Genomic DNA, 11,936 nt, shown 5'->3' with positions numbered 1-11,936 from the left:
TTGGGTATAACAAACACACCCAAAAAATATTATTTGTGGACACAATTTGTGGAAAATGATATTAGTAGGGTTTTTGGAAGTGCAAGTCCTTAGATGATGCGGACTCGCATTCCTCACTACAAACCTTTTTTGTTCCGGGTAATTGACACTACGGGATATCAGGAATGAGAGTCAACCGTCATGGATGCGGACTCGCATTCCGAACATCGAACAGATTCCTGCTTCTGCTATGGTTTTTTGGGCTTAACTGTTCGCGGGATTTCGAGCCGAAATGTCGAACCTTTTTTGGGTTGACTTTCTGCGCTAATTGTGCCGTTCATCATCTCGACTAAATAGGCGCTAATTGCTAGTCCTAAACCTGTACCTGGATATTGCCGGGTTGTGGTTTGGTCGGCTTGATGGAATTTGTCGAAAATGTGGGCCAGCTCGGTTTTATTGATGCCGATTCCTGTGTCCCGAACGGCGATACTTAGCCGATCGCCCTCCAATTCCCCTACCTCAATGCAAATGCAGCCCTGATGCGTGAATTTAACCGCGTTGGAAATCAGATTGACCAATACCTGCCGCAGGCGCAACTTGTCATTAACTATCAATTGATCTTGCAAGCCCACGCAGACGCACATTGCCACATTCTTGTCGCTGGCTTGATTCCTAAATTCCAGGGCGGCATCCATGACTAAACGCGCTAAATCAAATTCTGCAATTTCTAATTCTGTGCGGCCGCTCTCAATTTTGGAGAGGTCGAGGATATCGTTAATCAGCACCAGCAGGTTTTTGCCGTTGTTTAAAATCCGCGCCACCATGTCTGTTTGCTGGCTCGTCAGCAGTTGTTTGTGCTGGCGCAGCAACAATTGGGAAAAGCCGATAATCGCATTCATCGGAGTTCGCAATTCGTGGGACATGGTAGCCAAAAATTGCGATTTTAACTTTGCTGCTTCTAGCAGTTGCAATTTTTGCTGTTGAATGCGCCGGCCCTGATTTTCCAGTTCTTCCTGCTGGCGAATTAGCAGCTCGTTTTGCAACTCTAAAAGCTGTTCCTGTTTTTTTAATTTTTCGATCGCCCGCGCGCTGTTAATCGCGATCGCAGCTTGTTTTCCCATCACCGCCAGCAGTTCCACCGAGCCCCTGTCAATGGCGGTGCTGTCTTTCTCGTTCCCGATCGCCAGCACGCCCAAACGCCCGGTTTCCCCGGACTCGATCGCCGCAGCACAGGCCGCCGCCGGCACCCCGCCGCCGGACTCTGAGCGCCACAGTTGCGACTCTCCCGTCGCAAACGCCCTCAGCAGTAAATTGTCTTGCACGTGCGGGGTGTGACCTGCACGTGCAAAGTTTGTCGCGCCTCCGACAGCGCTGAGTTTGAGCCCGCTGGAATCGCACTCTGGGAGCGCCACCAGACAAAACTCCGCTCCGGCGATCGCTTCCACAGTCGCGTCCGCTATTGCTTGCAACAGTTCGCACAAGTTACCCGCGCGCTGGCCCAACAGATTTGTAAACTGGTCGATCGCCTGCCACTCCCGTACTGCGTGCATTTTTGACAAATTTTCGCCTCTGGAGTTAGCTTTCGAGGGCGCTTCACGGCGCAAAAATGCTGGTTCGGCTATTGGCCCGGCTTGAGTTTGCACGATTTCCTCCATATCTGTGTAAGTTCCCACCCACTCCAAAACATCGCCACTCTCAGGGTTGGCGGGCGTTCCTCTGGCCAGGTTCCAGCGGTAAGTGCCGCCGCGCGCCTGGAGACGAAATTGTATTTCGTAACTTTGGGGCCCGCCAGCATCCGGGCGCGATCGCGCCAAAAGACCAGCACGGTCTTCTGGGTGGACGTGGGCCAGATAGCCGAAACCCAAACCTGCTGATGCTGGTACTCCCGTGTACTCCTCCCAGCGCTGCCCTAAATAAGTCACCCAGCCGCTGGCATTTGCTTTCCAAACTATGTGAGGAATTGCCGACCACAGGCGATCGTCCTGAGTTGCGCGATCGGCAACTTGTTGTTGGGGGGATGTTATTTCTGATGGCTTGTGTAATATTTCCGTCTCGGAACAGTCCGAGCGCAAAGAGTTATTGGCGTGATACTGAGTCATAACTGGTTTTATAAATAAGCATTGAACTATAGCCCTAACACCGACTAAAGAAGGAGTCCTGCTAGCTTTATAGATTTTGACGGCCAATGTGCATCAAAAGTTTTTATACTTTAAACTTACCCAGGTACTGCTATATTTACCTCTATCAAGGGGCGGACAATGGGATAAATCATGTAAACTGTTATAACATTGAGAGCTTACCAGTCCCGATCGCACTTTCCTAGCGTTCTCCGCAAAATAAGTTAAAAATTAACTTGCAATCTTGGCGGCTTCATGAGTATGCTGGAAAAAGATGTGCGGGCTGTCAAACCCTAAATCAGGACACATTCTCAAAATAACTCAGCTTAGCTGAGTTAGTTGACGATATTTTAAAAGTTTAGCGGACTATTGGAAGAAAGATGAGTAAAATTCGCGTTGCATTGATAGAAGACCACGACCTGACAAGAGTCGGCATCCGCACAGCTTTACAACAGCGTGACACCATCGAAGTTGTCGGCGATGCAGCTAACGCCACAGACGGTTTGAAACTGCTTCAGTCTACCAAACCTGACGTGGCAATTGTAGATATTGGCTTGCCAGATTTTGACGGCATTGAACTGACACAAAAGTTCAAAAAATCGATATTAGCGGAGTCCGATCCGGATACCAAAGTTTTGATTCTGACTTTCCAGGACAACGAAGAAGAAGTTCTGGCAGCTTTTGCCGCCGGAGCTGACTCTTACTGCATGAAAGATATCAGCTTCGATCAGTTGCTAGATGTAGTAAAAGTAACTCACGAAGGTAACTCTTGGATCGATCCGGCGATCGCTCGCATCGTTCTGAAACAAGCTCGCACTAAGGAGCCTGCTCCCGAAGAACCCAAGCCTGAGGGCAAAAGAGTCACAATTAAGGCTGCCGAACCAGAGTTCAGTCACATCATTGAAACTTACCCTTTAACCGAGCGGGAGTTAGAAGTTTTGGAACTGATCGTGCAGGGTTACAGCAATGCTGCGATCGCCGAAAAGCTGTACATTACTGTCGGTACAGTCAAGACTCACGTCCGCAATATTCTGAACAAGCTGTGCGCTGATGACCGAACTCAGGCTGCTGTTCTCGCCCTCCGTTCTGGCTTGGTTGGGTAAAGCCTCACCAGCCGGTAAAAGCAAGTGAAAAGTAGGGTGCGGAGTCCGCACCTTACGACCTCAAGAATAGGGTACACAATCGCACCCGGCGACCGAAAATTTAGGGTGCAAAATACACACCTTACTGCCGAAATTTAGGGCAAAATTCACAGTAGCAGCCGAATATTTTAAAGTATAAACAAGCTAGATTTTTATTCCGCATCTATCCCAGTGTAGATATTTATAACACAAGTTTAAAACAGAACTCTACCTTAAGATAGATACAAAATAACGATCCAGTTTCTAATACTGAGGGTTGAGCCAGAAGAAGTTAGATAAATTTCCGATCGCACTCCCGATATGGCACGATGTCACTTCATGAAATGTGCAGAGCCTGCCAGATACTCATACTTTTAGGAATAGTGAAGAACTTACAGAAATTATATCCGCAGAGTGATGCCTGAGTTCGCTTTCATTTGCGAGATTAAAAGTATCTACTGCTACTGAAAAATCTTAAAAAGAGGGATTATGAGCGCTCCAATTGAATTCCAGTTATTTGCTCCATACAACAAAGGAGCTGCCTTGATGGGGTGTTTTTCTAATTGGGAAGAAATTCCCATGGAAAAGGACGAAGCAGGTTATTTCCGCACGCGAGTTGACTTGGAGGATGGCGTTTATCAATACAAATTTCGCGTGCAATCGAAAAGCTGGTTTCTGGAAGCAGATCAGTGGGTAGATGTGGTAGATCCATACGCGACTGATATCGACGATCCCACTCAAAACGGCGTGGTTAGAATCAAAGATGGCGATCGCATTGTCGATACCTACGTGTGGCAACACGATGACAAACCCCTGCCTGCCGATCGAGAATTAGTAATATACGAAATGCACGTTGCCGACTTTTCCGGTGGCGAAGCCGATCCCCTCGCCCGCGGCAAATACGAGCACGTCGTCGAAAAACTCGATTATCTAGTCGAACTCGGCGTTAACGCGATCGAACTCATGCCCCTCAAAGAATACCCAGGCGACTACAGTTGGGGCTACAACCCCCGCTACTTCTTCGCTGCGGAGTCCAGCTACGGCACCACCGCACAACTCAAAAACCTGATAGACGAGTGTCACGGGCGCGGGATTCGCGTCATCATCGACGGGATTTACAACCACTCCGAATCATCCAGCCCCCTCACCCAAATCGATCACGATTATTGGTACCACCACGCCCCCCGCGATCCAGACAACAATTGGGGCCCAGAATTCAACTACGAATTTTACGACGACAACTTAGGAACTTACCCGGCGCGCAAATTTATCGGCGATACAGTTCGCTATTGGATTCAAGAATACCATCTCGACGGCATTCGTTTCGACGCAGCGCGACAAATTGCTAACTACGATTTCATGCACTGGATAGTTGAAGAAGCCAAAAATGCCGCCGGCCCAAAACCCTTTTACACCGTTGCCGAATACATTCCCGAAACTACTAGCATTACCAATCTAGACGGCCCGATGGACGGCTGCTGGCACGACAGTTTCTATCACTGCATTGTCGAACATATCTGCGGCGATACCTTTGATTTAGAGCGGCTCAAAGACGTAATCGACTGCAAGCGCCAAGGTTTCTTGGGTGCTACAAATGTAGTCAATTATTTGAGCAATCACGATCACGATCGCGTGATGGCCGAATTGGGCGATCGCACAATTTTGGATGAAGCAGCATTCAAGCGGGTGAAGTTGGGATCTGTGTTGTTAATGACCGCAGTTGGCGTACCGCTGATTTGGATGGGCGAAGAATTTGGCGAATACAAAGCCAAAACAATCGAGCAAGCAAAAATTGACTGGACGCTGCTAGGAAATGACATGAATAAAGGTTTGTGGGAATACTACAAAGGCTTGATTCACCTGCGCAAAAACAACCAAGCACTTTACACCGAAAACATCGACTTTTTCCACGAAGATCCCGACTCGAAAGTGTTTGCTTACACTCGCTGGAATGATGAAGGCTCGCGAGTTGTTGTAGTCGCAAATATGTCGGAAAATTATCTAGCGGGTTACAGCGTTCCCCACTTCCCGGCCAATGGAACTTGGCACGAATGGACGGGTAATTATGATGTGGAATCGGGCGATGATAATATTATGATTGACTTGCCGGAATACGAAGCCAAAGTGTTTGTTTGGCAGTAACCAGTCTTGTGATATCCGCTAGAACGACTATGGAATAGGTTCGTAGTGAGGACTTTAGTCCTGATTTCTGCGGACTAAAGTCCGAACGATCAAACCTGATAAAACTTGCGTTGCATTGGGGTTAATTTTTAGTTAGGTACGTTGTTGCGCTTGGGCGCTCTCTTGTATATGAAAGAGCGCCCAAGCGCAACAACATACCTTTATTTGATGTTAGTTGCGAGGGATTTTCTTTCTGAGATGCACCCCAATACGCTTCAATTAACCGTTTTTTTGTCATTGCGAGCGATCGAGCGAAGCAATCGCCTAGACTATGACACTTCTTGATTAAGGCAGGGGTAGTCAGAAACCGGGTTTTTTGCGAAAATACTTGATTCCAACTCCCAGATATTATGAAAACCCGGTTTCTTGGGCGATGAGTCAACTTGGGTTAACAATCTAATGACTTTGCACGCATATTAATCAATTGAGCGGCATCATAGTCTTTGCGATTGCTTCGCTCGATCGCTCGCAATGACATTAGGATTAAATCAATTGAGCGGCATCATAGTCTTTGCGATTGCTTCGCTCGATCGCTCGCAATGACATTATGGTTAACCTAAGCGTATTGAGATGCACCCTACGGCTACTTCTGGTTGTTAATGTAAACTACATATTGTACTCAGTTTATTTTCTAGATACAATTGGGTGGCCGCCGCCGCCGGTATGGGTTTGCTAAAGAAGTAACCCTGACCCATATCGCATTGCAGGGATTGCAAAAATGCCAACTGTTCTGCTGTTTCCACTCCCTCAGCAATCACCCGTAAATTCAAGCCCTGTCCCAGGGCGATCGCCACTTTCACAATCGTAGCACCGCTGTTGCCGTTGAGCAAATCTGCCACGAAGGATTTGTCTATTTTTAAATTATTCAGTGGCAAGTTTTTCAGAGACCACAGCGAAGAATAACCGGTGCCAAAATCGTCTAGAGAAATATGAATGCCCATTTGCTGCAACTGCTGCAATACCGATACCGTAAAATTCACATCTGTCATGGCAACTGTCTCAGTAATTTCTATTTCTAAATACTCGGGATTTAACTCAGTTTCTGACAAGATTTCAGCGATGGTTTGTACCGTGTTAGCGTGCAGAAACTGGCGGGCTGATAAATTCACAGCTACCCGTACCGGAGGCAATCCTAATAACTGCCACTCTCGATTTTGCAAGCAAGCTGTCCGCAGCACCCATTCATCTATTTGGCAGATTAATCCTGTTTCTTCAGCTAAGGGAATAAATCGATCTGGAGGAATTAAACCGCGTTCGGGATGCTGCCAGCGAATCAGAGCTTCCATGCCGACTATTTGGCAGGTATTTAAGTTTATTTGCGGTTGATAGTGCAGCACAAACTCGGATTGTTTCAGAGCTTTGTAAAGATAATTTTCTAAGTTAAGTTCCTCGGAGACTTGATTTCCGATCGCCCGCGTGTAAAACTGATAATTATTCCGACCTCTCTGTTTAGCTTTGTACATCGCAGCATCAGCATTTTTCAGCAAAGTTTCTGCATCTTCTCCATCGTAAGGAGCCAAGGCAATTCCCAAGCTAGCCTTAATATAAAGTTCCCGACCGTCAAAATCAAAGGGACTGCTTAAACTTTGGATAATTAGCTGGCACACCTTAGTTGCGTCCTCAGGGCAGTTGATATTGTACAGCAGCACAGTAAATTCATCACCGCCCCAACGGGCGAGCGAATCTCCCACGCGCAAACAGCTAGTCAAACGCCGTGATACAGCTTGCAGCAACTGGTCGCCCACTGGGTGGCCGAGGGTATCGTTAACATTTTTAAATCTGTCTAAATCTAGAAATATCACCGCCAACATTTCTGCATTCTGGTGAGCGTTAGCTAAAGCTAAAGACAGCCTTTCATTAAACAGCAATCTATTCGCTAAACCTGTTAATGGGTCGTGGGAAGCTTGATGTCGCATCATCGCCTCGACGCGCCTCTGCATGGCAGCCATGTACAGGTGAGTTCCTAAAGATTTTGCTAGCTTCTGTTCGTCGCTTGTCCACTTTTGAGCTTCGCCGGTTTTGATTTCTTTCCAAGCTGCAAAGGACTGTCGGGGACGATCGCTCCGGGCGTCGGAACTGCAACGGCCAGCCCACCAAATTTCGGTTTCTACGGCGCTGCGAAAAACGGTGAGACAGCCGATGCACTGTTGGCGGTATTGCAGCGGTACTGCCAAAAATGACAGAATAGAAGCTTGGGAAAAATTTGCAGATAAAGATTGGAGTTGAGGTTCATCAGAAATATCGGAAATTGCGTACAAGTGCGGGACGATAAAATTAGAAATATTTGTATCAATTGAACTGTAATGCTCGGAATATAGATTTTGAAAAATACCTAATTGGCTGGTAAGATTGGCAGCTTTTGGCTCCTCTTGGTTGGCAAACCCCATGATCTGCTGCCAAAAATCGCTGAGTTCGAGATTGGTGTCTGGGGGCTGCGGCCCGCAGGTATAAAGTTTAGCAGGCCGATCGCCAAATTCAGCAGCAATGTACAATCGCCCTCCCGAACCGTGCAAATGCTTGACAGTTTGTTCGAGAACTGCTTGCCGAATTTCGCTGAGTTCCAGAGGAGAGTGCAGCAAACTGCTAATTTGGTTGACAATGGCTTCGTCGCGCGCTTGCTGTCGGGCTTGAGTGAGGAGAAAAGATTGGGCGATCGCAATTGAAAGCTGATCCACAAGCAACTGCACCATGTTCAATTGTCGATCGCTAAACCGTTTCGGTTGCCTGTGGTGAGACACCAACAGCCCCCAAAGCTGATTTTGATGCAAAATCGGCACCGCCAGAGAAGAAAGCGCCCCCATCGCCTTCAGATATTCTGCGTGACAGGGGTCTACAGGACAATAGCGAATATCTTCAACTGCTAAAGTTTTGCCGGTTTCGGGACAATCTAAGCGATTAATTGTTTGATGCTGCAATTCCACATCTACAATCACTCGCTGCCGCGCTTTGACAAACATTTCGCGGGAACTATTGGGAATGTCGCTGGCTGGAAAGCGCAAACCAAGCAGAGATGGCAAGTTATAGCCGTCGATCGACTCAGCAATCACCTCGCCGCTACCGTCTGCATCAAAGTGATAAACTTTTACCCGATCGCTTCCTAAAAAGCTGCGGATTTCTAGCGCCGTTGTCGTCAAAATCTCTTGCAGTTCTAAAGAGTTGCGGATGCGATGGGTAATTCGATTGAGTAAAATCTCTTGTTTTAAATTAGCTCTTGACGTTTGTCTAACTTTTCTGCGGGCCATCCCTTTTAATCTCCAGGGCAATTGACAGCATTTTTGCGAGCCACCGTGTTAACTCGCCCTGTACTATAGATTACAACACTTTCGCTGCGTTTGTGGGATTTACTCAACCCTCGGACAGAGAAACCCAGTTTTTAGGAATATTTCTGGTTTTTCCACAAATTTTGTGTAGTAACCGGGTTTCTTAAAAGACTTTTACGCGGACTAAAGTCCTCACTACAAACGAATAAAGAAACCGGGTCGATCGCACAAGCTTCTCACTTAGAGTGCAGAATGCTTGAAGAGTCCACCCGGTCGCTCAGTATTTATACTGGGAAATATCCCGTTAAGCCGACTCCCAAATTTCCCGAATTCTGTCGGGTAAAAAGCCAGCTATTTCCTGAATTCGCTCCTGGGACAACTCATCCTTCGTTGCTGAAAATACAGCGGCGATCGCAGTTTCTGCTTTTACTCCCGCAGGAAGCGCACCTTCTAGTTCCACCCTCCGTGCAAACAAATTGCCATCGATCCCCAAAGGTGCAGGCCCGCGCAAAGGCTGACGCACCCGGCTGAGCAATCCTACCAGCGGATTCGTATCTTTCCAGAGGTCGGCTATTTCTGTTTGCAGGGTTTTGTCGTCCGTCGGTAAAACTTCTTTGTGCAGTTCGGCTTCCACGCGATCGCTGGCTTCTGTTGTCATCACATCGCGCATGATGCGATACACCACTTCGGTAATGTCCCGGGCATCAAAGATATCCTCCAAGTGACCCTTTACCATCACTTTTTCCAAAAATGGCATATCCTTAGTGGCGATCGGAACTGCTGACCCTTCTTGATGCAGAGACTTAGGAGGATTCGTCTCCATTTTCTGCAACAGTTTGCGGCCTTTTTCGGTTAAATCAGCTTCTTGAAATGCCACTAAAGGCGGCAATAACTCAGTGCCTCCGTAAGGCTCTCCGCTAAACTCCGCTTTGATAAATTCCCTTTGGTTGAGGTAGTCCAAGTGCCCGAGCAATTCAGCTTCTGCCACATCTCGACCGACATACTCTTCGGCTGCATTCCTAATTTCCGACTCTCCCCTGCTACCGTTGCCAGTGGCAATCTGTTTGAGCAAGATGTAAGTTAAGTCGTCTCTGATTGCAATTGTCATCAACATCTCCTAGGTTAATATCTGGTAAAGGGTCAGTAAAAAATGATATTTTTACTGGTTCAAGTGGCGATCGTAATTACTACTTAAAAACATTGAAGTCTAAACCAGAGAAACAAGTATCTCTCAGCAGGTGGAAGTTGTTAAATTTATGTGCGTTATCGAATATTCCCTTAGGTAGATACACGGAGGATATCTGTAGTGTAGTTTTGAGAGAATTATCGAAAACCGCCGCCACTCTTCAAAGCAAAAATTAAGCTAGGAAAGTTTATTAGCAAGATTTTTCCTGGTTATCGCCGCTTGTTGTCAAGGCTAACGCAACCGTAGGGCGTAAGTTGGCAATTTGCGCGGGGCTCGGTAAAATTATGGAGATACTGTGGGAGCGCTCGACTGGTGGAGTCTTTGCCAGAACTTGCAGCGATATTGTACAATCTGGCTAGACTGAAGACTGGCCATCTGAGAGCTACAAATACGAGCCAATCTGTTTCAAGTGCCGCAGCGCCACTTGAAGAATGCCTCGGGTACAATTTTTACGATCGTTTTTCGATCTGGATTTATGAATTACCCTGCTTGGAATCAGCATTTGGAATCTTCTTTAAATATGGGTCAACCGGCGGTTGACAAGCGTCCTATCGTGTTGGCTGTAGACGACAATCACGATAACTTAGAGCTGCTGACGCAAATACTCGATTTATTCGGCTGCGAGTGCGTGGGAGCCGCGGACGGATACAGCGCTCTTTCGACAGCAGTCTCGCGCTGTCCCGACCTAATCGTACTCGACATTTGTCTGCCCGATATAGACGGTATAGAATTAGTAAAACGGATCAGAGAAAACCCGGATCTGGTACATATTCCGATCGTGGCCGTCACAGCACTAGCAAAAACCGAAGACCGCGATCGGATTCTCGAAGCAGGCTGCGTTGCATACCTTTCTAAACCTTTCAACATCAAGGATTTAGAACAAATTATCAGCCAACACCTCAAGCATCAGGCGTCTCTGGTTGAGTTTTAGATTTAGAACTCGCATCGCGAACTTTCGGTGCAGACTCCAAAATGGCGATCGTTCCGGTGCGGCCAGTCTCCAAAGTCGCATCGGTGAGCAAATCAGTCACTCCCACACCCAAAACCTCTTTGATTAAGTCTTTCAGTGGCAATTCCAAAACTGACTCTAATTGCGATCGCACCTGGGAAGCCAAATCTCCGTGACCGTTCTGATCCAGCAATTTTTCTGGTTGAGTAATCGCATTTTCGATCACAATTATTAATTTGTTATCCAAAAGATTGCAGAGCGCCTGACTCGTTTGATGTCCGAGTAGAGAGCGATACAAAGCTTGAATACCCTGCGCCAGACTCCGTTCTAATTTGCCGCGAGTAGGTACTAAATTTTCCCCGGTCATATTTTTATGTACAGCAAGATAACTCAAAAAAACAGTTAACGGTTATATCAATTTAATGTGAAGGTGCACATATCTCGATCCCCCTCGCATCCCCCGAATCGTTGCGGGGACTTTGAGAAGAATCTTGTCCCACCCCCTACTCCCCTTATTAAGGGGGGTTAGGGGGGATCGGATTCTGGAGCATCCTCATAAAAAATTGGTATTAACAGTTAACAAGTTAACCGTTAACTGTTCCTAACAACCGTCGCGCTAGCCGACAGTAACTTGATTGGTTTCCACCCCAGTTGCACCCTTAACACCTTTAGCAATTGTCACCAACGTGCTGACAATTTCTTGACTGGGAACCGTACCTTTGAGAACCACCGTAGTGCCGTGTTGAGCCACATAAACAGTGTCAATGTCCGCCACATCAGGATTTGCATCAAAGGCCTGAGCCACCCGTTTAGCTAAACCGCTTTGATCGTATTCTCCATTCAATCCCATGCGTTCCGGCGGGATTGTTTGAGTCGCAGTCGCAGCAGGTTGAGCTTGAGCTTGAGGTGCAGCGACAGGTGCTTGGTAAGCAGGAGCTTCCACATTGTCGTGATTTTCCAATTTTTCTAAACCAAACAGTCTTTTGAGCCAGCCCATAGAATTTATCCTCTCACAATGTTTTTGTTAATTGACATTTGGCACGGCGCCGTACAATTCTTATGCTCAATACCAGGAATTGCGATCGCCATCCAGGACGCAGACACTCTCGTTGTGACAGCCATCAGGCTCGGTAGAAAAACCCG

8 protein-coding genes are annotated in these 11,936 nt (G+C 47.2%); 3 read left to right on the top strand and 5 right to left on the bottom strand.

Annotated elements, in window-relative coordinates; all coding sequences use genetic code 11:
• Positions 1-227 precede the first annotated feature (227 nt).
• Positions 228-2,078, bottom strand: a complete 1,851-nt coding sequence (locus QUB64_RS23110; protein ID WP_333275094.1) for a PAS domain-containing sensor histidine kinase — start codon at positions 2,076-2,078, stop codon at positions 228-230.
• 398 nt (positions 2,079-2,476) lie between these two features.
• Between QUB64_RS23110 and QUB64_RS23105 the strand changes: the two genes are divergently transcribed.
• Together QUB64_RS23105 and QUB64_RS23100 are read left to right on the top strand one after the other, a co-directional pair.
• The gene (locus tag QUB64_RS23105) at positions 2,477-3,199 is read left to right on the top strand and encodes a response regulator transcription factor (protein WP_333275091.1); all 723 of its coding nucleotides are present in this window, start codon (positions 2,477-2,479) and stop codon (positions 3,197-3,199) included.
• Positions 3,200-3,706: 507 nt separating this feature from the next.
• Positions 3,707-5,359: an alpha-amylase family glycosyl hydrolase gene (locus tag QUB64_RS23100; RefSeq protein WP_333275088.1), complete on the top strand. Its 1,653-nt coding sequence runs from the start codon at positions 3,707-3,709 to the stop codon at positions 5,357-5,359.
• A 635-nt stretch (positions 5,360-5,994) separates the two neighbouring features.
• Here QUB64_RS23100 and QUB64_RS23095 read toward each other — a convergent pair.
• The gene (locus QUB64_RS23095) at positions 5,995-8,640 is read right to left on the bottom strand and encodes an EAL domain-containing protein (RefSeq protein WP_333275085.1); all 2,646 of its coding nucleotides are present in this window, start codon (positions 8,638-8,640) and stop codon (positions 5,995-5,997) included.
• 322 nt (positions 8,641-8,962) lie between these two features.
• Positions 8,963-9,766, bottom strand: coding sequence for a DUF2267 domain-containing protein (locus tag QUB64_RS23090; protein WP_333275082.1), 804 nt, complete (start codon positions 9,764-9,766; stop codon positions 8,963-8,965).
• 553 nt (positions 9,767-10,319) lie between these two features.
• On the opposite strand from QUB64_RS23090, the gene QUB64_RS23085 reads away from it, so the two are divergent.
• Positions 10,320-10,775: a response regulator gene (locus QUB64_RS23085; protein WP_333275078.1), complete on the top strand. Its 456-nt coding sequence runs from the start codon at positions 10,320-10,322 to the stop codon at positions 10,773-10,775.
• Here the strand turns inward: QUB64_RS23085 and QUB64_RS23080 are convergent.
• Positions 10,744-11,160 (bottom strand): DUF2294 domain-containing protein, encoded by a 417-nt coding sequence (locus tag QUB64_RS23080; RefSeq protein ID WP_333275074.1) that lies wholly within the window; start codon positions 11,158-11,160, stop codon positions 10,744-10,746. The two genes, QUB64_RS23085 and QUB64_RS23080, sit on opposite strands and share 32 nt — an antisense overlap.
• 249 nt (positions 11,161-11,409) lie before the next feature.
• Positions 11,410-11,790 (bottom strand): BON domain-containing protein, encoded by a 381-nt coding sequence (locus QUB64_RS23075; RefSeq protein WP_333275071.1) that lies wholly within the window; start codon positions 11,788-11,790, stop codon positions 11,410-11,412.
• Between the last annotated feature and the right edge of the window lie 146 nt (positions 11,791-11,936).

Source organism: Microcoleus sp. Aus8_D2, assembly GCF_036702665.1.
GTDB lineage: Bacteria > Cyanobacteriota > Cyanobacteriia > Cyanobacteriales > Microcoleaceae > Microcoleus.
The sequence above is the reverse complement of the archived record's forward strand: the minus strand, read 5'-3'. Positions and strand labels throughout refer to the sequence as shown.

What these genes read in the sequence shown, in the direction of transcription:
- QUB64_RS23110 (WP_333275094.1), bottom strand. Translation starts at nt 2,078, where the DNA reads ATGACTCAGTATCACGCCAATAACTCTTTGCGCTCGGACTGTTCCGAG.
- QUB64_RS23090 (WP_333275082.1), bottom strand. Translation starts at nt 9,766, where the DNA reads ATGACAATTGCAATCAGAGACGACTTAACTTACATCTTGCTCAAACAG.
- QUB64_RS23085 (WP_333275078.1), top strand. Translation starts at nt 10,320, where the DNA reads ATGAATTACCCTGCTTGGAATCAGCATTTGGAATCTTCTTTAAATATG.
- QUB64_RS23080 (WP_333275074.1), bottom strand. Translation starts at nt 11,160, where the DNA reads ATGACCGGGGAAAATTTAGTACCTACTCGCGGCAAATTAGAACGGAGT.
- QUB64_RS23075 (WP_333275071.1), bottom strand. Translation starts at nt 11,790, where the DNA reads ATGGGCTGGCTCAAAAGACTGTTTGGTTTAGAAAAATTGGAAAATCAC.
- QUB64_RS23105 (WP_333275091.1), top strand. Translation starts at nt 2,477, where the DNA reads ATGAGTAAAATTCGCGTTGCATTGATAGAAGACCACGACCTGACAAGA.
- QUB64_RS23100 (WP_333275088.1), top strand. Translation starts at nt 3,707, where the DNA reads ATGAGCGCTCCAATTGAATTCCAGTTATTTGCTCCATACAACAAAGGA.
- QUB64_RS23095 (WP_333275085.1), bottom strand. Translation starts at nt 8,640, where the DNA reads ATGGCCCGCAGAAAAGTTAGACAAACGTCAAGAGCTAATTTAAAACAA.